Annotated in this window: 22 protein-coding genes, 14 tRNA genes and 2 rRNA genes; 28 read left to right on the top strand and 10 right to left on the bottom strand. The window is 43.7% G+C overall.

Going from position 1 to position 22,438, the window contains the following annotated elements:
- Positions 1–47: 47 nt before the first annotated feature.
- Positions 48–1,394: a hypothetical protein gene (locus L3V33_RS19410; protein WP_171313540.1), complete on the bottom strand. Its 1,347-nt coding sequence runs from the start codon at positions 1,392–1,394 to the stop codon at positions 48–50.
- A 194-nt stretch (positions 1,395–1,588) separates the two neighbouring features.
- On the opposite strand from L3V33_RS19410, the gene rsmE reads away from it, so the two are divergent.
- The 5 genes from rsmE (at position 1,589) to L3V33_RS19385 (ending at position 4,689) form a co-directional block, all read left to right on the top strand.
- A complete protein-coding gene (gene rsmE, locus L3V33_RS19405) occupies positions 1,589–2,320 on the top strand; it encodes a 16S rRNA (uracil(1498)-N(3))-methyltransferase (RefSeq protein WP_146454206.1) in 732 nt (243 codons plus the stop codon).
- 9 nt (positions 2,321–2,329) lie between these two features.
- Positions 2,330–3,280, top strand: coding sequence for a glutathione synthase (gene gshB, locus L3V33_RS19400; RefSeq protein WP_237291052.1), 951 nt, complete (start codon positions 2,330–2,332; stop codon positions 3,278–3,280).
- A gap of 115 nt (positions 3,281–3,395) precedes the next feature.
- A complete protein-coding gene (locus L3V33_RS19395; protein ID WP_054547449.1) occupies positions 3,396–3,959 on the top strand; it encodes a YqgE/AlgH family protein in 564 nt (187 codons plus the stop codon).
- Between the two features lie 48 nt (positions 3,960–4,007).
- Positions 4,008–4,430: a Holliday junction resolvase RuvX gene (gene ruvX, locus L3V33_RS19390; RefSeq protein ID WP_017062240.1), complete on the top strand. Its 423-nt coding sequence runs from the start codon at positions 4,008–4,010 to the stop codon at positions 4,428–4,430.
- A 97-nt stretch (positions 4,431–4,527) separates the two neighbouring features.
- Positions 4,528–4,689, top strand: a complete 162-nt coding sequence (locus L3V33_RS19385; protein ID WP_237291051.1) for a hypothetical protein — start codon at positions 4,528–4,530, stop codon at positions 4,687–4,689.
- Positions 4,690–4,773: 84 nt separating this feature from the next.
- Here the strand turns inward: L3V33_RS19385 and L3V33_RS19380 are convergent, their stop codons facing one another.
- Both L3V33_RS19380 and L3V33_RS19375 read right to left on the bottom strand, forming a co-directional pair.
- Positions 4,774–5,883: a PilT/PilU family type 4a pilus ATPase gene (locus L3V33_RS19380; RefSeq protein ID WP_237291050.1), complete on the bottom strand. Its 1,110-nt coding sequence runs from the start codon at positions 5,881–5,883 to the stop codon at positions 4,774–4,776.
- A gap of 14 nt (positions 5,884–5,897) precedes the next feature.
- Positions 5,898–6,935: a type IV pilus twitching motility protein PilT gene (locus tag L3V33_RS19375; RefSeq protein WP_004735478.1), complete on the bottom strand. Its 1,038-nt coding sequence runs from the start codon at positions 6,933–6,935 to the stop codon at positions 5,898–5,900.
- Positions 6,936–6,961: 26 nt separating this feature from the next.
- On the opposite strand from L3V33_RS19375, the gene L3V33_RS19370 reads away from it, so the two are divergent.
- The 7 genes from L3V33_RS19370 (at position 6,962) to hemW (ending at position 11,834) form a co-directional block, all read left to right on the top strand.
- Positions 6,962–7,666 carry a YggS family pyridoxal phosphate-dependent enzyme gene (locus L3V33_RS19370; protein WP_065110764.1) on the top strand — a complete coding sequence of 235 codons (705 nt, stop codon included), beginning with the start codon at positions 6,962–6,964 and terminating at the stop codon, positions 7,664–7,666.
- A gap of 100 nt (positions 7,667–7,766) precedes the next feature.
- The gene (proC, locus tag L3V33_RS19365) at positions 7,767–8,585 is read left to right on the top strand and encodes a pyrroline-5-carboxylate reductase (protein ID WP_237291049.1); all 819 of its coding nucleotides are present in this window, start codon (positions 7,767–7,769) and stop codon (positions 8,583–8,585) included.
- A 76-nt stretch (positions 8,586–8,661) separates the two neighbouring features.
- Positions 8,662–9,219, top strand: a complete 558-nt coding sequence (locus L3V33_RS19360; RefSeq protein WP_017067798.1) for a YggT family protein — start codon at positions 8,662–8,664, stop codon at positions 9,217–9,219.
- A 29-nt stretch (positions 9,220–9,248) separates the two neighbouring features.
- Entirely contained in the window at positions 9,249–9,539 is a 291-nt protein-coding gene (gene yggU / locus L3V33_RS19355; RefSeq protein ID WP_009847703.1) for a DUF167 family protein YggU, read from the top strand.
- Between the two features lie 28 nt (positions 9,540–9,567).
- The gene (locus L3V33_RS19350) at positions 9,568–9,999 is read left to right on the top strand and encodes a DUF4426 domain-containing protein (protein ID WP_237291048.1); all 432 of its coding nucleotides are present in this window, start codon (positions 9,568–9,570) and stop codon (positions 9,997–9,999) included.
- Between the two features lie 48 nt (positions 10,000–10,047).
- Positions 10,048–10,647 (top strand): XTP/dITP diphosphatase, encoded by a 600-nt coding sequence (locus L3V33_RS19345; RefSeq protein WP_017080776.1) that lies wholly within the window; start codon positions 10,048–10,050, stop codon positions 10,645–10,647.
- Positions 10,647–11,834 carry a radical SAM family heme chaperone HemW gene (gene hemW, locus L3V33_RS19340; protein ID WP_237291047.1) on the top strand — a complete coding sequence of 396 codons (1,188 nt, stop codon included), beginning with the start codon at positions 10,647–10,649 and terminating at the stop codon, positions 11,832–11,834. Before L3V33_RS19345 ends, hemW begins: the two co-directional genes overlap by 1 nt.
- Before the next feature lie 81 nt (positions 11,835–11,915).
- On the opposite strand, the gene glsB is transcribed toward hemW, so the two are convergent.
- Positions 11,916–12,836, bottom strand: coding sequence for a glutaminase B (gene glsB / locus L3V33_RS19335; RefSeq protein WP_102553304.1), 921 nt, complete (start codon positions 12,834–12,836; stop codon positions 11,916–11,918).
- A 187-nt stretch (positions 12,837–13,023) separates the two neighbouring features.
- Positions 13,024–13,743 carry a tRNA (guanosine(46)-N7)-methyltransferase TrmB gene (trmB, locus tag L3V33_RS19330; RefSeq protein ID WP_048659426.1) on the bottom strand — a complete coding sequence of 240 codons (720 nt, stop codon included), beginning with the start codon at positions 13,741–13,743 and terminating at the stop codon, positions 13,024–13,026.
- Between the two features lie 165 nt (positions 13,744–13,908).
- Between trmB and mutY the strand changes: the two genes are divergently transcribed.
- The 16 genes from mutY (at position 13,909) to L3V33_RS19250 (ending at position 20,146) form a co-directional block, all read left to right on the top strand.
- Complete coding sequence (gene mutY, locus L3V33_RS19325) at positions 13,909–14,970, top strand: A/G-specific adenine glycosylase (RefSeq protein WP_237291046.1); 1,062 nt, start codon at positions 13,909–13,911, stop codon at positions 14,968–14,970.
- A gap of 28 nt (positions 14,971–14,998) precedes the next feature.
- Complete coding sequence (locus tag L3V33_RS19320; RefSeq protein WP_017075434.1) at positions 14,999–15,271, top strand: oxidative damage protection protein; 273 nt, start codon at positions 14,999–15,001, stop codon at positions 15,269–15,271.
- Positions 15,272–15,340: 69 nt separating this feature from the next.
- Complete coding sequence (mltC, locus tag L3V33_RS19315) at positions 15,341–16,474, top strand: membrane-bound lytic murein transglycosylase MltC (protein WP_237291045.1); 1,134 nt, start codon at positions 15,341–15,343, stop codon at positions 16,472–16,474.
- A 103-nt stretch (positions 16,475–16,577) separates the two neighbouring features.
- Positions 16,578–16,653, top strand: a tRNA-Phe gene (locus L3V33_RS19310).
- Between the two features lie 74 nt (positions 16,654–16,727).
- Positions 16,728–16,803, top strand: a tRNA-Thr gene (locus L3V33_RS19305).
- Positions 16,804–16,810: 7 nt separating this feature from the next.
- Positions 16,811–16,886 (top strand) — tRNA-Phe (locus L3V33_RS19300).
- Positions 16,887–16,942: 56 nt separating this feature from the next.
- Positions 16,943–17,018, top strand: a tRNA-Asn gene (locus L3V33_RS19295).
- A 70-nt stretch (positions 17,019–17,088) separates the two neighbouring features.
- Positions 17,089–17,164, top strand: a tRNA-Thr gene (locus tag L3V33_RS19290).
- Between the two features lie 7 nt (positions 17,165–17,171).
- Positions 17,172–17,247 (top strand) — tRNA-Phe (locus L3V33_RS19285).
- Between the two features lie 56 nt (positions 17,248–17,303).
- A tRNA-Asn gene (locus L3V33_RS19280) sits at positions 17,304–17,379 on the top strand.
- A gap of 381 nt (positions 17,380–17,760) precedes the next feature.
- Positions 17,761–19,386 carry a methyl-accepting chemotaxis protein gene (locus tag L3V33_RS19275; protein WP_146458292.1) on the top strand — a complete coding sequence of 542 codons (1,626 nt, stop codon included), beginning with the start codon at positions 17,761–17,763 and terminating at the stop codon, positions 19,384–19,386.
- A gap of 235 nt (positions 19,387–19,621) precedes the next feature.
- A tRNA-Phe gene (locus L3V33_RS19270) sits at positions 19,622–19,697 on the top strand.
- Between the two features lie 56 nt (positions 19,698–19,753).
- Positions 19,754–19,829 (top strand) — tRNA-Thr (locus L3V33_RS19265).
- 24 nt (positions 19,830–19,853) lie between these two features.
- Positions 19,854–19,929 (top strand) — tRNA-Asn (locus L3V33_RS19260).
- 36 nt (positions 19,930–19,965) lie between these two features.
- Positions 19,966–20,041 (top strand) — tRNA-Thr (locus tag L3V33_RS19255).
- A 29-nt stretch (positions 20,042–20,070) separates the two neighbouring features.
- Positions 20,071–20,146: transfer RNA gene (locus L3V33_RS19250), tRNA-Asn, on the top strand.
- 349 nt (positions 20,147–20,495) lie between these two features.
- Here L3V33_RS19250 and L3V33_RS19245 read toward each other — a convergent pair.
- The 5 genes from L3V33_RS19245 to rrf (L3V33_RS19225) form a co-directional block, all read right to left on the bottom strand.
- The gene (locus L3V33_RS19245; RefSeq protein ID WP_017079303.1) at positions 20,496–20,891 is read right to left on the bottom strand and encodes a DUF2391 family protein; all 396 of its coding nucleotides are present in this window, start codon (positions 20,889–20,891) and stop codon (positions 20,496–20,498) included.
- 1,014 nt (positions 20,892–21,905) lie between these two features.
- A tRNA-Asp gene (locus L3V33_RS19240) sits at positions 21,906–21,982 on the bottom strand.
- Between the two features lie 30 nt (positions 21,983–22,012).
- Positions 22,013–22,128, bottom strand: a 5S ribosomal RNA gene (rrf, locus tag L3V33_RS19235).
- Between the two features lie 42 nt (positions 22,129–22,170).
- Positions 22,171–22,247: transfer RNA gene (locus L3V33_RS19230), tRNA-Thr, on the bottom strand.
- A gap of 72 nt (positions 22,248–22,319) precedes the next feature.
- Positions 22,320–22,435 (bottom strand): 5S ribosomal RNA (rrf, locus tag L3V33_RS19225).
- Between the last annotated feature and the right edge of the window lie 3 nt (positions 22,436–22,438).

The raw sequence follows: 22,438 nt of genomic DNA, 5'->3' as shown, positions 1-22,438 counted from the left end.
CCTTGTCACACAGGGCCATAATCACTTTTAATGCTCTATTATTAAGTTTAGTTTTCTAAGTCTTCTAGATAACGAGTATTCTCACTAAAACCTGTCATTGAAGCCGCCGAAATAACGGAGCGCGCCTCAGGGTTTACGTCCATCAATTTCTGACTTGCACACCAACCTTGCCCAACACTTAACATTTCAGGAGCGGCAGGAAGAGAAGCCAATTCAGCTCTAATCGTCAACTCTGATTTACCCAATATACCACTAGCAACAAACACGGCTCGATCTTGAACATCATTATCAGATAAACGAGAACGTTGGCCCCACTGCACTTTCCAGTCGTTACATGAATAATCTTCTATTTGTGGAATACTAAGAAAAGCGACATCAGACAAAGCGCGGTACTTTTTGTACATCATGTAAGCTTCAAAGAGCATAGCCACATCTTCAGCAGGACTTGAGTAAGAGTAGAATGCCGCTGCTTTATCGGCTTCAAATGCATCCCCGGCAACCTCTCCTGTAAGTCGTCTAATTTCGTTTGTCATTGATTCACCTTGAAAGGCAATTTGAGCCGCTTTATTCAGCAGGTTTGAAGTTAAAGGATCCCTTTCAATAAGCTCGTGATTTAATTTTTTTAACGGATGAATATAGTTAGTGATATCCCCATAAGAAGGGATTTGAGTCAGGTCGTGCTCTTGCAAGAAATCATTCGCGTGTGCAAGTTCATGAGAAAGGAGCCTAAATAAACCAGGAGCAATATGATTCGCTTCTCTCGATTCATTCCTTAACGGGGTATAGGTATTTGAATAAGAGATATAGTCATTTGTTGCTTCATGAATATAGCGCTGAGCTTTATCGAATTTAAACTCTGTTTGAAAACCATTTCGATAATCTTCTTGCTTATGAATAGAATCCCACTCGCTTTTATTGCGCCATACATACTTAGGGTCTATATACATAGATGCTGTAGACGTTGTGTAAAATGATGGGCGAATATCATAACTGATCACAATGCTGTTCAATGGCTTAAAAAGATTCAGTAAATCTTGGTCATTAATTTCTTTTAATGCTTCGATAAAACTGTCGGCCATCCACTGATGGGACACTACTAACCTTTCTTGAATCTGCTCAATTGTCACATTTACTTGGTTAACCCCAAGAGGCTTTATTACCGATAAATCACAAGAGCTATTCACTAAAAATGCTTTTGAACATTCTTCAATATCCTTCGACATACTCGAAGTTTGGTAAGTCGAAACAGACGCTAAACTTGGCGTTCCGTTCACATTAGGTGACACGATACTAGCAGGAACATCGGAAGATGAATCCGATCCACCACCACAACCCGCCAAGAGTAAGCTACTGACTGCACACGTTAAAATAGAACGTCTTTTCATACAAAACATAGATAAAGCCTTTATTAATTATATTTATATTCAATCGGTTGAATTGTATTTATTGGCTTTATAAATTTCAAACTCTAAATCATAAGGATAAGATCTCTCGCCTATTTTTGTTCGCTACTTGTTTTTTCCTTACTTAGCATCCATGTTAGGCAGAGACAAAATACCCAAATGACACTATTTATAGGTTTACCAGCATGAGAATCCCTCGTATCCATCACCCAGAACGCATTCATCAGTTAGGTTCACTCGCTTTAGGCGAAGATGCCACGGGTCATGTTGGTCGAGTCCTTCGTATGAAAGAAGGTCAAGATGTTCTTCTATTTGATGGCAGTGGCGCTGAATTCCCTGCGACAATTGCTGAAGTATCAAAAAAGAACGTCACAGTTAATGTTACTGAACGTATCGAGCGCAGCAGCGAATCTCCGTTAGACTTACATTTAGGCCAAGTGATTTCACGTGGCGACAAAATGGAATTCACGATTCAGAAATCGGTTGAGCTTGGTGTGAACACCATTACCCCCCTTATTTCAGAGCGCTGTGGAGTTAAGCTTGATACTAAACGCTTCGAGAAAAAGCTCGCGCAGTGGCAAAAGATTGCTATCGCGGCATGTGAACAATCTGGCCGTAATACGGTTCCAGTTATTCGCCCAATCATGCAACTTGAAGAGTGGTGCAGCGAACCGAGCGAAGCGTTAAAACTAAACCTGCATCCTCGTGCAAAATACTCAATCAATACCCTTCCAGAACCCATCAGTAAGGTACGCCTATTGATCGGTCCTGAGGGCGGACTGTCAGCTGAAGAAATCGGTATGACAGAACAATACAAATTTGAAGAGACGCTACTCGGCCCACGTGTACTTCGTACCGAGACAGCAGCTCTAACCGCAATTACTGCCTTACAAGTCCGTTTTGGCGATCTAGGCTAGGAGAAAAAAATGATCAAACTTGGCATCGTAATGGATCCAATTTCATCCATTAACATCAAAAAAGACTCTAGCTTTGCCATGATGCTTGAAGCTCAGCGTCGTGGTTACGAAATCCATTACATGGAAATGGATGATCTACATTTAGATCAAGGCGTAGCCATTGCTGATACTAAGATTGTTGAACTAAAAGAAGATCCAAACGGTTGGTACGAGTTCAAATCAGAACAGACTATCGCGCTATCCGATTTAGATGCGGTACTGATGCGTAAAGATCCTCCGTTTGATACAGAATACATCTACGCAACTTACATTCTTGAGCGTGCTGAAGAGAACGGTGCACTGATCGTCAACAAGCCACAAAGCCTACGTGACTGTAACGAGAAATTGTTCACGGCTTGGTTCCCTGAACTGACACCAACCACCATCGTGACTCGTAAAGCTGAAAAAATTAAAGCATTCCGAGAAGAACACGGTGACGTGATTCTAAAACCACTTGATGGTATGGGCGGCGCGTCTATCTTCCGAGTAAAAGAAGGCGATCCAAACGTATCAGTAATCATTGAGACCTTAACTAACCATGGTCAGAACTACGCAATGGCACAAACCTTTGTTCCAGACATCAGCAATGGTGATAAACGTATTCTTGTAGTTGATGGTGAACCAATGCCTTACTGCCTAGCGCGTATTCCTGCTAAAGGGGAAACTCGAGGTAACCTTGCCGCTGGTGGTACAGGTGAAGCTCGTCCTCTAAGTGAAACAGACTGGGCTATCGCAAGAGCAGTTGCTCCTGCACTGAAAGAGAAAGGCTTAATCTTTGTTGGGCTTGATGTTATCGGCGACAAGCTGACTGAAATCAACGTGACAAGCCCTACTTGTATCCGTGAAATTGAAGCTGCTTTTGATATTTCGGTAACGGGCAAATTAATGGATGCAATCGAGCGTCGCGTTAACGCTAAATAGCCTAAACTAAAGAAAGCCTTAGCTATTCGAAACACAAAAATATCTAGGCAAAGAACAATGAGCGGCTTTACGCCGCTCTTTTTCCTTTACTGGGAACACACTGGCAGGAGGCTCTATGAATTTAACGAACCACTTTCTGGTCGCTATGCCCGGAATGAAAGATCCATACTTTCAGAATTCAGTGATCTATCTTTGTGAGCACAATGACGAAGGTGCGATGGGTTTGATGATCAACGCTCCTATCGATGTCACTGTCGGCAGTATGCTTAAGCAAGTTGAGGTTGATTCTGAACAGCCGAAACCCAACCAAGCAAGCCTTGATAAGCCAGTACTTAATGGTGGTCCAGTCGCAGAAGATCGTGGGTTTATTTTGCACAAACCCAAAGGCAGTTATCAATCCAGCATCAACATGACGGATCAAATCTCGGTAACAACCTCGAAAGATATTCTAATGGTGTTAGGGACAGAAGATGAACCTATGCATTATCTGGTCGCGCTTGGTTATGCAGGATGGGAACCAGGACAACTGGAAACCGAGCTGACTGAAAACTCATGGCTAACCGTTGAAGCCGATCCAAAGGTTATCTTCGATACGCCAATTTCGGATCGTTGGAAAGTTGCCGTGCAAATGTTAGGTATCAATGCAGCTCAGCTTTCAGCGGACGCAGGCCACGCCTAGCTCAAATCAGTATATAAACTCTCAAACACAGATTAATTTGGAAGCCCCATGTCACGAACAATTATGGCATTTGACTACGGTACGAAAAGTATCGGCAGTGCGATAGGACAAGAGATCACAGGTACAGCAAGCCCTTTAAAAGCCTTTAAAGCCAAAGATGGCATCCCCAACTGGGATGACATAGAAAAACAAATCAAAGAGTGGCAGCCGAATCTAATCGTGGTTGGTTTGCCTACCGATCTTCACGGTAAAGATCTAGCAACCATTACACCCAGAGCGAAGAAATTCGCTAACCGTCTTAAGGGACGCTTTGGTGTGGATGTTGAATTGCATGATGAGAGACTTTCTACGACAGAAGCAAGGGCCGACCTTTTTGAAATGGGCGGCTATAAAGCACTAAGTAAAGGTAACGTCGATAACCAATCCGCAGTTGTTATTCTAGAAAGTTGGTTTGAAGCACAATATTCTTAGATAAATTAAGTGAGCAAAGTTTGAGCTAACTTATGATCCTACACGAATGTCACGCCGTAGTGTCAGTGCAGTTCATAATAAGGACGTGGGAGTTTATATGAAAATTTTTCTAGTCATCTTCGCTTCTCTAGCAATCACAGCATGCAGCTCTATGAACGGAGGCTCAGCAGGCTATACCGTTGAACAATATCCGACAAAAACCAAATTAGAGAAGGAACGAGGATATTCTGGTAACAACAATAGTTACGGTAACCACTAAATTATCTAGCCTCAAAAAACCGCCTTCACAGCGGTTTTTTAGCGTTCAGCATTCAGCATTCAGCATTCAGCATTCAGCATCAATCTAACCCATATCAATCTTCACGCCAACCAAAGCACCAGTCCCGTAGTCATCATCACCACGTCTGGTTTTTAGCATTAAGCGTAAGTCATTGGCGGAATCAGCACTGTGGAATGCGTCTTCTTCACTGATCTTGCCTGCAAGCACCAAGTCATACAACGCTTGGTCAAAGGTCTGCATACCAATCTCTTTCGATTTAGCCATAGTCGCTTTTAGTTCATGCAACTCACCACGACGAATCAAGTCAGACACTCGCGGGCTGTTGAGTAGAATCTCAAATACACCATGACGACCACTGCCATTCTTATCTCGGATTAATTGCTGAGCGACCACACCACGCAGGTTCATCGACAAATCAAACAAGAACTGTTCTTTCTGCTCTTTAGGCACCAAGTGGAGAATACGTTCTAACGCTTGGTTAGCGTTATTGGCGTGCAAGGTTGCCATACACAAGTGACCCGTTTCAGCAAAGGTCATCGCATATTCCATGGTTTCACGGCTACGGATTTCGCCAATCAAAATCATATCAGGTGCTTGGCGCAAAGAGTTCTTAAGCGCAACTTCATAGCTCTCAGTGTCTAGCCCAACCTCACGTTGAGTTACGATACACTTTTTATGTTCGTGAACGAATTCAATCGGGTCTTCAATCGTCAAAATATGCCCGGAACGATTAGTATTGCGATAACCTGTCATCGCAGCCATCGAGGTTGACTTACCGGAGCCCGTCGCCCCAACCACCAGCACAAGTCCACGCTTTGCAATTGACAGGTCTTGCAGTACATCAGGAAGCTTTAATTGCTCAAAGGTTGGGATGTTAGTCTCGATACGACGAATTACCGCTCCTGGTAGCTCTCGTTGAAAGAATGCGCTAACACGAAAACGACCAAAATCACGCACGATGGCAAAATTAGCCTCACGCGTTTGCTGATATTCATCACGTCGGTCTTGATCCATCATCGCGTCAAGCAACTGTGCGACCTGAGCCGAATTCAGCTTATCTCCTTGAGGGCGAAGTTCACCATCCACACGAAACAGGATTGGAGCATCGACAGTGATATAAAGATCCGAAGCCTTTTGAGAAAGCATCCCCTCAAGGATTTGATTCAATTCCATTTTGTTCACCTTGATTAAAACATTGAGGTTTCAATTTCGATCTTTTTCTCGACCTCTTCTGAATCAACTAGGCCTTGAGCCATCAACTGCTTCGCATTTTGCTCCATGGTCTGCATACCGTGTGCCGCGCCCGTTTGAATAATCGAATACATCTGCGCGACCTTATCTTCACGAATCAAGTTTCTGATCGCAGGTGTCGCCATCATGATTTCATGACAAGCCACACGACCGCCACCAACACGCTTCAACAGCTTCTGGGCAATCACCGAACGCAACGATTCAGACAACATTGAACGCACCATGTCTTTGTCGCTACCCGGGAATACATCGATAATACGGTCTATGGTTTTTGCAGCAGAGCTCGTGTGCAAGGTACCAAAAACTAAGTGGCCTGTTTCTGCAGCGGTTAACGCTAAGCTGATCGTCTCTTGGTCACGAAGCTCACCAACAAGGATTACGTCTGGATCTTCACGTAGCGCACTACGCAACGCCGCTTTGAAGCTGTGAGTGTCGCGGTGCACTTCTCGTTGGTTGATTAAGCATTTGTTGTTGGTATGAACAAATTCGATCGGGTCTTCAATCGTCAATATATGCTTATTATGGTTACGGTTAACGTAATCCACCATCGCAGCCAAAGTTGTCGACTTACCTGAACCCGTCGGCCCTGTCACCAAGACTAAACCTTTTTCGTAATTAGATATTCTTTCAAAGATTTCAGGAGCCCCGAGCTGTTCAAGGGTAGGAATCTCTACTGGAATGGTACGAAATACAGCAGAGCAGCCACGAGATTGGTTAAAAGCATTAACACGGAAACGACCAACGTTGGGTAATTCAAAAGAGAAGTCGACTTCCAGTTTTTCTTCAAACTCACCGCGTTGTGAATCACTCATGATCTCAAAAACCAAACGATGCACATCAGCATGACTCAAAGCTGGTATTCCAAGCTTCCTTACTTCACCATCTATACGTACCATTGGAGATACACCCGCAGAAAGATGTAGATCTGACGCGTTATGCTTTACACTAAAATCTAGTAACTCAGTGATATCCATTTATTTTCCCTTAAGTAAAGTCAGCTATGAGTAGTATTCAACAAAATATCGAACAAATCACCTCACAGATTCGTAGTGCTGAGCAAAAGTGCGGACGAGCTCCAGAGTCCGTGCAACTTTTAGCCGTCAGCAAAACTAAACCTATTGATGCGATTCTAGAAGCCGCACTCGGAGGCCAAGTTGCCTTTGGTGAAAACTATGTTCAAGAAGGTGTCGATAAAGTAAAACACTTTTCAGAACAACATTCTAACCTAAATTTAGAATGGCATTTTATTGGCCCAATTCAATCCAATAAAACCCGCCCTATCGCAGAAAGTTTCCAGTGGGTGCATTCTGTCGATCGCGATAAAATCGCGCAAAGGCTTAATGATCAACGACCAAACGAGCTTCCACCTCTACAAGTACTCATTCAAGTGAACACCAGTGGTGAAGATTCGAAATCAGGAACGTCAGAAGAGACAGTTTTTGCACTCGCAGAGTTGATTTCATCGCTCCCCAACCTCACGTTAAGAGGGTTGATGTCGATTCCTGCAAACGTATCTGACTATCAATCTCAGCTTAATGCATTTTCTCAGCTGGCGGATCTTAAAGGCAAGCTAGCCGTGAAGTATCCAAACATAGATACCCTTTCGATGGGTATGAGTGGTGATATGGATGCAGCAGTTGAGGCTGGTAGTACCATGGTTCGTATTGGAACGGCTATCTTCGGAGCTCGTGATTACGCGAAATAGCGACGGCAAGCAGCAAGAAATAGCTACAGCAAGCAACGAAAAATACAGTATTGATACCGCTTCGCTTCAACCGCGCAGCGACACGCTCAGGATTTTATATATGGAACATAAGAACATCGCCTTTATTGGGGCGGGAAATATGGTTCGCTCGATTGTAGCGGGCTTAGTGGCGAGTGGTTACCCAGCGCAAAAGATTACTGCAACAGCGCCTTCAGACACCAGAAGACTGCCGTTAGAGCAAGAGTACGGCATCAATACCACCAGCGATAATATTGCCGCAGCAGAGCAAGCAGACGTTGTTGTACTATCAGTGAAGCCACAAATGATGGCTGATGTATGCAAACCCTTACAAAGCATCGACTTTAGCAACAAACTGGTTATCTCAATTGCCGCGGGTATTAATGCGAATCGACTCAATGAGATGTTAAACTGCCAGCTAAACCTTGTACGTGTTATGCCAAACACGCCATCACTGCTTGGTAAAGGGATGAGTGGCCTTTATGCTGACTCAATGGTTAGTCAAGGTGATAAAGAGTTCGCTTCTCAGTTAATGCAAGCCGTAGGTGAAGTAAGCTGGGTTAAACAAGAGTCTGGCATCAACAACATCATTGCGGCAGCAGGTAGTGCTCCTGCATATTTCTTCCTGTTTATGGAAGCGATGCAAGCTGAAGCAATTAACCAAGGTTTTGACCAAGAAACCGCTCGTAAATTAGTGCAGCAATCTGCATTAGGCGCGGCAGAGATGGTAGTAGCAAATCCAAATACTGAATTATCAACTCTACGTGAACAGGTGACTTCAAAAGGCGGCACGACCGCAGAAGCACTGCGCACGTTTAACGAACATCAACTATCAGACATCGTAGCGAAAGCCATGCAAGCGGCGGTTGCTCGAGCTGAAGAGATGGAAAAACTGTTTTAATACTAGTTACAGTACAAAAGCATTGTGTCGTTCGGGTTATACCTAAGCGGCAAGTAAATCCGAAAAAGGAAACAATATGAATTCGATGAGCTTTCTGATCTCGACCGTTTTTGATCTTTACATCATGGTTGTGATCTTGCGTATCTGGCTACAAGCATCACGTGCAGATTTCTACAACCCGTTCTCACAATTTATCGTAAAAGCGACACAACCGGTTGTTGCCCCACTACGCCGAGTTATTCCATCAATAGGCAGCCTGGATCTTGCGACTGTTGTATTCGCTTATGTGCTGTGTGTACTTAAGTTCGTCGCTCTAAACTTGATTATCTCTGGCGGTGCGGCTGTATTTGATATCAGCTTCCTGATCTTTGGTGCACTATCTCTGCTCAAAGCAGCTGGTGGCTTAATTTTCTGGGTTCTGCTAATCCGTGCAATTCTGAGCTGGGTTAGCCAAGGCCGTAGCCCAATCGAATACGTATTCCACCAATTAACAGAACCAATGCTAGTTCCAATTCGCCGCATCCTTCCTGATATGGGTGGCTTCGACCTAAGTGTGCTGGTTCTGTTCATTGTTCTGCAATTTGCGAACTTCCTAATGGGCGACATGATCGGTCCTATTTGGTATCAGCTATAATTCAAGTACGAACCTCAGGTACTTTGACGATGCCAAAAGCAGTATGGGCCGAAGAAGACGATATTCTTCTTCGGCTCTATATCCAACCCAAGGCAAGCCGCGATAAAATCGTTGGCTTACACGGAGAGGAACTGAAAATTGCCATTACTGCACCACCGGTTGATGGCAAAGCCAATGCTCACTTAGCGAAATACCTTGCGAAACAATTTAAGGTAGCGAAAGGGCAAATTAAGATAGAAAAGGGAGAGCTCGGTCGGCATAAGCAAGTTCGAATATGCTCACCAAGCCAGATCCCAACTGAAGTCAAAGCCATCCTATGATGGCTTTTTGCTATTTATTGGAGTCATTATGCGTCTATGGATAACAGTACTACTCACCGCTCTGATTGCCCTACCAAGCTCGGCAGGACAGTTTAAAAGTATCAAGGATGTCGAGGTTCATTACTCGGCTTTCAATTCCACATTTTTAACTGCGCAGGTCGCTAAGCAATATAAGCTGAAACGAAACGGATACTCAGCGATTCTAAATATCAGCGTGCTAGACAACGCTTCTCTAGGCAAGCCTGCTACAACGGCTAAAATTACGGGAACAGCACGAAACCTAGTAGGCAATACTCGTACGCTTAACTTCCGTGAAATAAAGGAAGGTGATGCGATTTATTACCTTGCTGAGTTCCCTATCACTCACGAAGAGAACATCACTTTTGATATTGATGTTAACGCAGGTTTGAAAGGCACTGGACCGCTGCGTTTCACACAAAAATTCTATATAGAAGAGTAGCTTCAAAGATCACATTTCTAGTCATTAACTTTTTAGAGCCACATCCCCATGAGTAAGATTGTTTTAGCAACAGGCAACCAAGGTAAAGTTCGCGAGATGGCAGATATTCTGTCTGAGTTTGGTTTCGACGTTGTCGCGCAAAGTGAATTTAACGTTTCAGAAGTCGCTGAAACGGGAACGACTTTCATTGAAAATGCCATCATCAAAGCTCGCCATGCAGCGAAAGAAACAGGGCTGCCAGCCATTGCTGACGATTCTGGCTTAGAAGTTGATTACCTTAATGGTGCACCCGGTATCTACTCAGCGCGTTACTCAGGTGAAGGGGCGACTGATAAGCAGAACATCGAAAAGCTGTTAGATGCTATGCAAGGTGTCGACGTTGAAAAACGCACCGCTCGCTTCCACTGTGTATTGGTGCTAATGCGTCACGAAAACGATCCGACGCCATTGGTATGTCACGGAAAATGGGAAGGCCGAATTCTTACTGAAGAACACGGTGAGAATGGCTTTGGCTACGATCCTGTGTTCTTTGTACCAGAAGATAACTGCGCATCAGCTGAGCTTGAATCGTCACGTAAGAAGCAACTGTCACACCGTGGTAAAGCCCTCGCGTCATTATTCAAGACTCTCAAGGAGCAAGCTCTGTAATGCACAATGCAGCGCTAATACCACCCGCACTCAGCCTATATGTTCACATTCCATGGTGTGTACAAAAGTGTCCGTATTGTGATTTTAACTCTCATGCTCTAAAAGCCGAGATTCCTGAAAAAGAGTATATAGATGCTCTGCTTGAGGATCTCGATACCGATATCGAAAAATACCAACTCAATGGCGCACCTCGCCCATTGCATTCGATCTTTATTGGTGGCGGCACACCGAGTCTATTTTCTCCAGAAGGAATAGGTCGATTGCTGCAAGGCATTGAACAGCGCATCCCGTTCAAACCTGAAATAGAAATCACCATGGAAGCTAATCCGGGAACTATCGAAGCTGAGCGTTTTGCTGGTTACCAAAAAGCAGGTATAACTCGAATCTCGGTGGGTGTGCAAAGTTTTGAGCAAGAAAAGCTGGAAAGGCTTGGACGTATTCATGGTCAAGATGAAGCCGTGAATGCGGCTCATTTGGCGCATAAGATTGGATTGAACAGCTTCAACCTAGATTTAATGCACGGCTTGCCCGATCAAAGCATTGATCAGGCCTTGGCTGATTTGGACAAAGCGATCGAACTTAATCCTCCACATTTGTCTTGGTATCAGCTGACAATAGAACCTAACACCATGTTCTATTACAAAACGCCAAAGCTACCTGACGATGATGACCTTTGGGATATCTTCGACTTAGGCCATAAGAAGCTCTCAGACGCAGGTTATGTGCAATACGAAATTTCAGGCTACAGCAAGCCGGGATATCAGTGTCAACATAACCTCAACTACTGGCGCTTTGGTGACTACCTAGGTATTGGCTGTGGCTCTCATGGCAAGCTGAGCTTTTCAGATGGACGTATTGTTCGCACTACCAAGGTTAAACACCCTAGAGGCTACCTAGCAGCGTATCAGAATCTGGTGAAGCCCTATCTGTCGGATGAACTTGAAGTACCCAATGAGGACCGCCCTTTCGAATTCTTCATGAACCGCTTCAGGCTAATGGAAGCGTGTCCAAAACAAGACTTCATTGATACGACTGGTTTAGAGTTTGACTCGATTAAACCAACGATAGAGTGGGCCAAAGAACTCAATTATCTCAATGAAACCGACAGCCACTGGCAGATAACTGAAAAAGGAAAACTATTCCTAAACGATCTGCTTGAAGCCTTTATGGCCGAAGAAGACGAATAGCCGAACGCTAGAATGCAAAAAGCCTCTCATCACGAGAGGCTTTTTTGTCGAACTTAGAACTTAGAACTTAGAACTTAGAACTTAGAAAATAGAACGACCAATACGCTCTGAAAGCAGCTCTAATGCCATAGTACCCGCAAGAGAGTTACCAGAAGGGTCTAATTCTGGAGACCAAACTGCAATCGTCATTTCACCAGGAACAATCGCAATAATCCCGCCACCGACACCAGACTTTCCGGGCATGCCAACACGGTAAGCAAACTCACCTGCCCCATCGTACAAACCACATGTCGCAAGCAAAGCATTCAACTGCTTGGTTTGAACTGGCGTGATAATCTCTTTCTTGGTCTGAACTGATACCCCTTTATTCGCCAAGTAGCTAAAGGTTTTCGCCAAGTCGATACATGTCATTTTAAGCGCACAAGCGTGAAAGTAATTGTTGAGCACTGGGATCACATCGTTCTCAAAATTACCAAATGAACGCATCAAATACGCGATGGCAGCATTACGATCGCTGTGCATCATTTCAGAAGCCGCCACAACCTTGTCATACACAATATGAGTATCACCTGATAGCTGACGTACAAATTCTAATAAACGGTGTCTTGGTGCTGACAGGCGGCTTTGCAATAAGTCAGCAACAATAATCGCACCTGCGTTAATAAACGGGTTACGAGGGATGCCGTGTTCCATCTCAAGCTGAATCATCGAATTAAAGGCTTGGCCAGAAGGCTCTTTACCTACGCGCTGCCAAATCTCTTCAGGCTTATACAACACCATCGCCAATGTCAGACTTAAGGCTTTAGAAATTGACTGCACAGAAAAGGCTTCATCAGCATCACCAGCTTGAATCACTTCACCTTCATTGGTGTATACCGCAATCGCCAGTTTCTGGTTCGATACGCGAGCTAATGCAGGAATATAATCAGCGACCTTTCCCTGACCAATTAAGGGACGAACTTCATCTAAAATCTCGGCCAAAATAGCTTGAGTTGGTTTCATGTGTGCTTACTTCTTTATTGTTATTTTTGTAGGGGGTGTGGCATTACTTTCTGTTCTTAAACCTTTATCGCAATAAAAGCCTAAGGACAAAAAAGCCAACATTACAATAATGTTGGCTTTAATCAATCCCATAAAGTGTAGGGTTTAATCCTAAGTCGGATTCACCTTCACTTAATTTGATTCAGTATTACTTAGTACGTTTGTACTTAATATCCCAAACGCCATGACCTAAACGGTGGCCACGCGCTTCAAACTTAGTTAGCGGACGCTCATCCGGACGAGGAATGTAATCACCATCTTCAGCGATATTCTCGAAGCCAGGAGCAACCTTCATCACTTCAATCATGTGTTCTGCGTAGTTTTCCCAGTCAGTAGCCATGTGGAAAATACCAGTATCAAGTTGAAGCTTGCCGCGAACCATCTCGGCGAATTCAGCCTTAACGATACGACGCTTATGGTGACGAGCTTTGTGCCATGGGTCAGGGAAGAACAGTTGCAGCGTATGCAGGCTGCTGTCTGGAATCATGTGTTCAAATACTTCTACTGCATCGTGACACATTACGCGTAAGTTAGTTACACCCGCATCACGAGCGGTACCTAAACACGCACCTACACCTGGGCTATGAACTTCAATACCTAAGAAATTTTTCTCAGGTGCATTCTTTGCCATTTCAACCAGTGATGCACCCATACCGAAGCCAATCTCTAGTACAACTGGGTTATCGTTGCCAAATACTTCTTTCCAATTAAGAAGTTCTGGGTTGTAGTCGATACCCATTGTTGGCCAACATTCGTTCATCGCGTTTTCTTGGCCTTTTGTTAAGCGGCCTTCGCGGCGAACAAAACTACGGATCTTACGAACCAGTTTGCCGTCTTCAGTATATTCGTTAGTGGTCACTTCACTCATTGATTTTTGCCTGCACATTGATTAATCAAAGCGGGGATTATCCAAAGAATTGCCTCTGGTGCAAGTCTTTCCGTGGATAAATTCCCACACAATTTGTCTGTTTTACATCCAACCGTAAGTGTGGTGCAATTTCACCCCTAATAATAGCAAAGCATAGAGCATGTCGTGACTCCTTTCGCAACCGCCATATTAAAGTGGTATGACGCCTTTGGGCGTAAAGAATTACCTTGGCAACAAAACAAAACCGCCTACACCGTTTGGCTATCTGAAATAATGCTTCAGCAGACTCAAGTCGCCACGGTGATTCCATACTACCAGCGCTTCTTAGAACGCTTTCCAACGGTGATTGACCTAGCGAACGCCGAACAAGATGAGGTGCTGCACTTATGGACAGGGCTTGGTTATTACGCACGAGCTCGCAATCTACATAAAGCAGCCAAGATTGTTGCTGAGCAATACGGTGGTGAATTTCCACTTTCTATCGAAGAGATGAACGCGCTACCGGGTATTGGACGCTCTACGGCAGCTGCAGTTCTGTCTTCTGTTCACAAACTTCCCCATGCAATTCTTGATGGCAACGTTAAGCGTACCTTGGCGAGAAGCTTCGTTGTAGAAGGTTGGCCTGGGCAAAAGAAAGTCGAAAATAAGCTTTGGGAGCACGCTGAGGCGCAGACGCCCGATAAAGATGTCGATAAATACAATCAAGCAATGATGGATATGGGCGCCATGGTTTGTACTCGTAGCAAGCCTAAATGCACGTTGTGCCCGATTGAAAACATGTGTGAAGCTAAGAAGCTCGATAGACAGCTCGATTTCCCTGGAAAAAAACCTAAGAAAGAAAAGCCAGTAAAGGAAACATGGTTTGTAATTCTGTACCACGACAATCAAGTATGGCTCGAACAGCGCCCTCAATCTGGTATCTGGGGAGGGTTATTCTGTTTCCCTCAAAATGAAAACGCAGAGATTGAACATCAATTAGATCTTCGCTCGATCAAAGATAGTGAAATACACTCGCTTAAGACCATGATTGCGTTTAGACATACTTTCAGCCACTACCACTTAGATATCACGCCTGTATTAGTAAAATTAGATAAACAACCGGATTTGATAATGGAAGGGACTAAAGGTCTCTGGTATAACTTATCAAAACCGGAAGAAATTGGCCTAGCCGCTCCTGTAAAGCAGCTTATTGAGAGCCTACCCTTTGAACTAAACGACGACGTTTGAATCAGCGAACGCGATAAGAGGAACCACTATGAGCCGCACTGTATTTTGTGCTCGCCTTCAAAAAGATGCTGAAGGCCTAGATTTTCAACTTTACCCAGGTGACTTAGGTAAGCGTATCTTTGACAACGTCTCTAAAGAAGCTTGGGGACAATGGCAGAGCAAGCAAACCATGCTCATCAATGAGAAGAAGCTAAACATGATGGACCCAGACCATCGTAAACTTCTTGAAACTGAGATGGTTAACTTCCTTTTCGAAGGTAAAGATGTCGTTATTGATGGCTATACTCCACCAAGCAAATAAGACATTTATTTAAGCAAATTTTAATGACATCATGGCTCACGCTGCGATGTCATTTTTGTTTGAGGAACTATGAAAAAGCTAAGTTACTTCCTAATAACCATGTTGTTAACTGGGTGTAGTCGTGAATTTGTCGAAGGAATTTATGACGTAAATTATGAGCCCACCAACCGATTTGTAAGTAATTTGGCTGAGTTACCCGGTCAATTTGAGAAAGACACAGGTGCGTTAGACTCACTAATTAATAGCTTTTCAGGCAACATTAAAAAACGCTGGGGCAGCAATGACGTTAAAATGGCAGGTAAGAGTAACTATGTAAAATACATAGACAATTACTTAAGTCGATCGGAAGTAAACTTCACTCAAGGCCTAATTACGGTAGAAACCGTATCCTCGACGGATCCGAAAAAACACCTCAAAAATGCAATAATGACGACACTTTTGACGCCGGATGATCCTGCTAATGTCGACCTATTCTCTTCCAAAAGCATCAAGTTAGAAGGCCAACCTTTCCTCTATAACCAAGTCGTTGATCAAGATAAGAAGCCTATTCAATGGACATGGCGCGCGAACAAGTTTGCCGATTACCTGATCGCTAATAACTTAAAAACCAAGGAAGTCGACTTTAAAAAAGCATATTACGTCGAAATTCCAATGGTGGCTGATCACGCTAGCAAACGAAGCTATAAGTACGCCGATATCGTTCGTCGCGCATCCCAACGTTATGACATCCCTGAAGACTTGATTTACGCGATCATCAAAACAGAGAGTAGTTTTAACCCATACGCTGTGAGTTGGGCGAACGCTTATGGTCTTATGCAGGTAGTCCCAAAAACCGCAGGTCGAGATGTCTTTAAGCTTGTCAAAAAGAAACCTGGAGAACCAAGTCCTGAGTACTTATTCAATCCAGAAAACAACATTGATGCTGGCACTGCGTACTTTTACATCCTTAAAAATCGTTATTTGAAGGACGTGCAGCACCCAACAACGCTTGAGTACAGCATGATCTCAGCATACAACGGTGGCACTGGTGGGGTACTAAATACCTTCAGCAAAGACCGAAAGCGAGCAATGCGTGACTTAAATTCATTGCAACCTAGTCAAGCTTACTGGGCACTGACAAAGAAACACCCAAACAAAGAGTCGCGTCGATACTTAGAAAAAGTAACAAAATTCAAGAAAGATTTTAACCAAGGTAAAACGTAAGCCTCACTTTTGAATAAAAAAACAACTAACGAACGTTTTTTTTAATTATTTTCAAAAAAGGTGTTGACGGTTATGCAGAAAATCCGTTTAATAGCGCTCCGTTGCCCGGATAGCTCAGTCGGTAGAGCAGAGGATTGAAAATCCTCGTGTCGGTGGTTCGATTCCGCCTCCGGGCACCACAATTTGATTTGTTGGTGTCATTACTCTTTAACAGGGAGTAGCAACACGAACAAAAGCATAAAGAATTTAGTGTGCCGACTTAGCTCAGTAGGTAGAGCAACTGACTTGTAATCAGTAGGTCACCAGTTCGACTCCGGTAGTCGGCACCATTCTTTTGCCTCGATAGCTCAGTCGGTAGAGCAGCGGATTGAAAATCCGCGTGTCGGTGGTTCGATTCCGCCTCGAGGCACCATTATTTGGTACTTAACAAATAATGGTCTTTATAGACCTGATGTTGAGACAAGTAATTCCCCTTTAGTTCAGTTGGTAGAACGGCGGACTGTTAATCCGTATGTCGCAAGTTCAAGTCTTGCAAGGGGAGCCATTTTAAAGAACTTCATTTTATGTGAGGTTTTAATTAGAGAGTAAACTCTCTAAAGCAAAGAATTTAGTGTGCCGACTTAGCTCAGTAGGTAGAGCAACTGACTTGTAATCAGTAGGTCACCAGTTCGACTCCGGTAGTCGGCACCATTCTTTTGCCTCGATAGCTCAGTCGGTAGAGCAGCGGATTGAAAATCCGCGTGTCGGTGGTTCGATTCCGCCTCGAGGCACCATTATTTGGTACTTAACAAATAATGGTCTTTATAGACCTGATGTTAAGACAAGTAATTCCCCTTTAGTTCAGTTGGTAGAACGGCGGACTGTTAATCCGTATGTCGCAAGTTCAAGTCTTGCAAGGGGAGCCACATTCAAGAAAGCCAAGTCGAAAGACTTGGCTTTTTTTCGTTTGAGCTAACGCTAACTCTATTCAGTATTGCCGCCAGCTCAACATCAAGCCCTGATCACCCCCATAAAGTTAAAGCATCCCCTTTCCTATCTCGACAGTACCCATCCTTGAATTCGTCCAAACCCTCTCGATACAAACTAAACCACCTCTGAAATTAAGCACCTTTAGCCGCGTATCGTCACATAAAAATAAACAGCATGATAACTCGTTACTTTTTTTGCTTCGTAAATTTAATCTCTATCATGTTTTGATATCTTTCTGATATCTGCCCTACACGACTTAGATTAAGATTCGATGAATTATATCTAATACTAATTATTGAATCGCTACGCAGGAAAATATGAAATTAAAAACGCAAGCTTACTTATTATCGGGCATCATCTTGATCGCTCTGCTAGCGCTAACTGCTACTGGTTTATGGACATTGAGAGTCGCTAGTAACATGGACAACAAAGCTCGTGTGACTGAGCTATTTAAGAGCGCATACAGCATTCTTACTGAAGTCGAAAAAATGGCTATTGATGGCACTCTAGAAGAACAACAGGCCAAACAGCTTGCCACTCGCCTACTACGTAACAACATCTATAAAGATAATGAATACGTTTATGTTGCGGATGAAAACATGACCTTTGTTGCGACACCTCTGGATCCACAACTACACGGAACCAGCTTTAATGATTTTAAAGACGGTGATGGGAATAGCGTTGGCCAACTCATTCAACGAGTACTTGGCAGTCGTACTGGCCAGATCATTGAGTACACCTGGACGCAAAAACTTCCAGATGGAACAATTGAAGAAAAACTATCAATGGCAGAGAAAACGCCACATTGGGGTTGGGTTGTCGGCACAGGTATCGGCTTCAATGAAGTTAACGCGCGTTTCTGGTCTACCGCTCAATGGCAGCTATTCCTTTGTGTGGTAATTGCGGGTCTTATCCTATCGAGCTTGATTGCATCCATAAAGCGCATGCTAGCGCTTCTTGGTGGCGAGCCTAAGGATGTAAGAGAAGCAGTACAAGCAGTCGCAGAAGGCCGCATTCAAACCTATTTCGAAACTCAGGCAACAGACGGCAGTATCTACCACGCCGTACAACAAATGAGTAAGTCACTGGCTGAGTTGGTATCAAACCTTGACGCTTCAATGCTGGCATTAAGGGGCGAACTGCAACGCGTAGAAGATCGTGCTGGGGCAATTGCTCAGCTAACAGAGACACAACAGCAATCAACAGAGATGATCGCAACAGCAATGACCGAGATGGCCTCTTCAGCCAACAATGTTGCTGATTCAGCGGGTGATACTGCGCGTAATACTGACGAAGCTGATAAACAGAGCCAACATACTCAGCAGTTAATTCACAACACGGTAGATAACATTCAAGGTCTAGCAGGCCAACTAGGAACTGCCAGTGAAGCCGTCGCTAACCTAGATAGCGATGTACATAACATCGTTAAGGTCTTAGACGTCATCGGTGATATTGCAGAACAAACTAACCTTCTAGCGCTAAATGCGGCAATTGAAGCTGCGCGCGCTGGTGAACAAGGCCGCGGATTTGCGGTTGTGGCTGATGAGGTTCGTAACCTTGCAGGTCGAACACAATCAAGCACGAAAGAAATCCAGCTAATGATCAATAACCTTCAAGAAGGCTCTCGTAACGCAATAAAAACTATGGAAGTGTGTGCGACGACCAGTGAAAGCACCGTAACAGAGTCCCAGAATGCCTCTGAAGCTCTACAACAGATTGTTATCGCATTAGAGTCTATTTCATCGATGAGTCATCAAATCGCGACAGCCGCCGCTGAGCAGACTCAGGTGAGTGACGATATTTCGAAGCGTATCAATATGATCGAAGAAAGTGGCAACCAACTGAGTAATGTGGTGACAGAAAGTCATAACAGCACTCAAACTCTCACCTCCCTTTCTAACGAATTAGAAGCTTGGGTTAATAGGTTTGAAGTAAAACACTAAACTCTCGAGTAAATTCTTAAATATAAAAGCACGTTTTCATACGTGCTTTTTTTGTTTCGGTGCCTATTCAGTCCAGTTAACCGTAGTTTCAGTATCTTTTAGAGCATGCTAGACCTAGGTTTTTAGCCCCAAACGAACAAAAACAATCCACTAAGTATAGAAAAACATCAAACGATACTTTTTTTGCAATTTAATGTTGACCCAGAACGCGAAAACACGTTTAATACACCTCGTCGCCCGGATAGCTCAGTCGGTAGAGCAGAGGATTGAAAATCCTCGTGTCGGTGGTTCGATTCCGCCTCCGGGCACCACAATTTATTTGTTGGTGTCCTAGACAACAACAGTAAAGCACAAAGAAATATTATGTGCCGACTTAGCTCAGTAGGTAGAGCAACTGACTTGTAATCAGTAGGTCACCAGTTCGACTCCGGTAGTCGGCACCATTTCTTTAAAGCTTTAAGAATAATTCCCCTTTAGTTCAGTTGGTAGAACGGCGGACTGTTAATCCGTATGTCGCAAGTTCAAGTCTTGCAAGGGGAGCCAAGTTAATCATCAAGCATAAGCTTTTTGATTCATGATGCCGACTTAGCTCAGTAGGTAGAGCAACTGACTTGTAATCAGTAGGTCACCAGTTCGATTCCGGTAGTCGGCACCATTCTCTTGATTAGAGACTAAACAATCAATTCCCCTTTAGTTCAGTTGGTAGAACGGCGGACTGTTAATCCGTATGTCGCAAGTTCAAGTCTTGCAAGGGGAGCCAATTAGAAAAGGCCGCATCATTGATGCGGCCTTTTTGCATTTAAAGATCCGAACTCATCCATACCAGTCTACTCACCTTTTACTACCTCATTTAATTCGAAAACCAACACTTTTAATGCTCTTCTAAAGCAATCAGACTTTTCTCTTTAATTCCGCTCAAGCTATCACAAGAACAAACTTGTCACTCTTGCAAGAAGCCAGTCATCACGAAGGGCTACTTTCGTTATCTATAGAAGTGCTCTGCTGAGAAATTCTAGTCGTAATGGGGGCGGGAATTAAAAGCTAAATAATGAATTCAAATAAGCTCTAGAAAGGCTCTGTTGGTTGCTTAAATTGAAATGGCATACGACTCACTCTTTATCGAAACTATCCACTACAATCGCTCCCATAGACGCTGGCATAGAAATAACAATTACCCTTTTGATAGATACAATTGGATCGCTTAATAAAGGAAGCTTGTCCAAACAAGTCAGCACCAAAGCAACAACCAATGCAGTCATCACATAAGCAATAACAATTCTGAAAATAAACACTGGCAACCGAGCGACAATATCTTTCTGAAATACACTCTCATACGTGTAAAAGCCCAGGAATACAGCAGACAATAGAAACAACAACAGCAAGTTAGCTGTGGGCAAAGTCTCTCCTAACTTCCACGCTTCTTCAGAAAAAGAAATCGGCACGGCCAAAGCAAAAGATCCTACAAAGATCTGGCTCGCATCTTCAAAGTTAAAGCTTAATTTCATAATTCGACCCATTAGGTTTTAAGGCTTTATCTATTTTTAAAATAATCACAAAATTATCTGCCGATGATTTGGGGAATTTTCTATTCTTACCAAGCAACAGAAATGACAATTCTTAGCTTAATATTAGTCGTAATAACTTAAACATAGCTTGAACTAACCAGCAAGAAATCAATATGTTCAGAGTAAAAGCGGTGAAACAACTAATTCATATCGAGTCAACAAGCACATCAGAATCGAAGAAATACCGGCAAACATCCTAAGATACCAGTACCTAGAACCAGAGAACCTCAATCAGTTGGGTGATAAACATCACTGCACGGATCGGGGGATAGTCTATTTCTTAGCTTATATATCCTTCCAGCATCACTTGGGGAGCTCAACCTAGCGACTCTCACCTTCAAACTGAATCTAGTCCGCTTTCCCCCTTTGAGATGCTTCAAACAGGGTGCTCAATACAATTAAGATTGGTTTAAGTTTAATGCATAGCAAGAGCATGAAATCGAATCATTAAGGGCTCTAGCGTTCTTAGCAGAAGTCCCCATGATGGAGTCCTAATTACACACCAGAACTATCCTCTAGATTCACAGATAGAACAGAAGTCAGGTTTCCTAGACAAAGATCTATTAACTAATACTTGAGGAGGGCTCCAAGCAATGAGCAAGCAGGATGAGTTGTAATGCTTGTATAGTTTCAGGTATTGAATTGGGGCGCTGAGTCAGAACAGTCTCATTAGACTAACTTACAACGTCGTATGGCTCGAGTATTTGATTAGTAAGCTTAAAGATCTGCGTGCGTTTGAAGTCATTCTTGTATCAAACCACAATTGGAATCAGAAATGATGTGATTCTAGTCGTAGGATTGGGATTTCTGATAAGTGACGGAATTATGGGGACGCGTTGGCTAGGAGTTATGGTTTACGGGAAACCTTATGTGGAAGTCATTAGATGGAAGGGCGAAACACTATAATTTAGATGTAAAAAAGCCCCGCTATTTCTAGCGAGGCTTCTAAATAAGTGGCGGAGTGGACGGGACTCGAACCCGCGACCCCCGGCGTGACAGGCCGGTATTCTAACCAACTGAACTACCACTCCGCAGTGTCTATTCAGCATAATGCAATTTAAGCCTGACGATGTCCTACTCTCACATGGGGAAACCCCACACTACCATCGGCGCTATTGTGTTTCACTTCTGAGTTCGGCATGGAATCAGGTGGGTCCACAATGCTATGGTCGTCAAACAAATTCTGTTGTCAACTTGATTAATCAAATCAACTAAATAGTGGTGCTGATACCCAGACTCGAACTGGGGACCTCACCCTTACCAAGGGTGCGCTCTACCGGGCTGAGCTATATCAGCAATTCAGGAGTCGTTTAAAAACGATTCTGAAAACTTTTGTCTTCACTTTTAAAAAGTGAAAATAAATTTAAAGCCTGGCGATGTCCTACTCTCACATGGGGAAACCCCACACTACCATCGGCGCTATTGTGTTTCACTTCTGAGTTCGGCATGGAATCAGGTGGGTCCACAATGCTATGGTCGCCAAGCAA

The organism is Vibrio sp. A2-1 (assembly GCF_021728355.1).
Taxonomy (GTDB): domain Bacteria; phylum Pseudomonadota; class Gammaproteobacteria; order Enterobacterales; family Vibrionaceae; genus Vibrio; species Vibrio splendidus_K.
Note: the sequence above shows the minus strand (reverse complement) of the source record. Positions and strands in the feature narration are given on the sequence as shown.

Bases quoted from the DNA above. Each gene is read 5' to 3' on its own strand.
- L3V33_RS19275 (WP_146458292.1), top strand. From the start codon at position 17,761: ATGAAATTAAAAACGCAAGCTTACTTATTATCGGGCATCATCTTGATC.
- L3V33_RS19320 (WP_017075434.1), top strand. From the start codon at position 14,999: ATGAGCCGCACTGTATTTTGTGCTCGCCTTCAAAAAGATGCTGAAGGC.
- gshB (WP_237291052.1), top strand. From the start codon at position 2,330: ATGATCAAACTTGGCATCGTAATGGATCCAATTTCATCCATTAACATC.
- trmB (WP_048659426.1), bottom strand. From the start codon at position 13,743: ATGAGTGAAGTGACCACTAACGAATATACTGAAGACGGCAAACTGGTT.
- L3V33_RS19345 (WP_017080776.1), top strand. From the start codon at position 10,048: ATGAGTAAGATTGTTTTAGCAACAGGCAACCAAGGTAAAGTTCGCGAG.
- L3V33_RS19385 (WP_237291051.1), top strand. From the start codon at position 4,528: ATGAAAATTTTTCTAGTCATCTTCGCTTCTCTAGCAATCACAGCATGC.
- L3V33_RS19395 (WP_054547449.1), top strand. From the start codon at position 3,396: ATGAATTTAACGAACCACTTTCTGGTCGCTATGCCCGGAATGAAAGAT.
- hemW (WP_237291047.1), top strand. From the start codon at position 10,647: ATGCACAATGCAGCGCTAATACCACCCGCACTCAGCCTATATGTTCAC.
- L3V33_RS19370 (WP_065110764.1), top strand. From the start codon at position 6,962: ATGAGTAGTATTCAACAAAATATCGAACAAATCACCTCACAGATTCGT.
- L3V33_RS19375 (WP_004735478.1), bottom strand. From the start codon at position 6,935: ATGGATATCACTGAGTTACTAGATTTTAGTGTAAAGCATAACGCGTCA.
- L3V33_RS19410 (WP_171313540.1), bottom strand. From the start codon at position 1,394: ATGTTTTGTATGAAAAGACGTTCTATTTTAACGTGTGCAGTCAGTAGC.
- L3V33_RS19360 (WP_017067798.1), top strand. From the start codon at position 8,662: ATGAATTCGATGAGCTTTCTGATCTCGACCGTTTTTGATCTTTACATC.
- yggU (WP_009847703.1), top strand. From the start codon at position 9,249: ATGCCAAAAGCAGTATGGGCCGAAGAAGACGATATTCTTCTTCGGCTC.
- L3V33_RS19350 (WP_237291048.1), top strand. From the start codon at position 9,568: ATGCGTCTATGGATAACAGTACTACTCACCGCTCTGATTGCCCTACCA.
- mltC (WP_237291045.1), top strand. From the start codon at position 15,341: ATGAAAAAGCTAAGTTACTTCCTAATAACCATGTTGTTAACTGGGTGT.
- glsB (WP_102553304.1), bottom strand. From the start codon at position 12,836: ATGAAACCAACTCAAGCTATTTTGGCCGAGATTTTAGATGAAGTTCGT.
- ruvX (WP_017062240.1), top strand. From the start codon at position 4,008: ATGTCACGAACAATTATGGCATTTGACTACGGTACGAAAAGTATCGGC.
- rsmE (WP_146454206.1), top strand. From the start codon at position 1,589: ATGAGAATCCCTCGTATCCATCACCCAGAACGCATTCATCAGTTAGGT.
- L3V33_RS19380 (WP_237291050.1), bottom strand. From the start codon at position 5,883: ATGGAATTGAATCAAATCCTTGAGGGGATGCTTTCTCAAAAGGCTTCG.
- L3V33_RS19245 (WP_017079303.1), bottom strand. From the start codon at position 20,891: ATGAAATTAAGCTTTAACTTTGAAGATGCGAGCCAGATCTTTGTAGGA.
- proC (WP_237291049.1), top strand. From the start codon at position 7,767: ATGGAACATAAGAACATCGCCTTTATTGGGGCGGGAAATATGGTTCGC.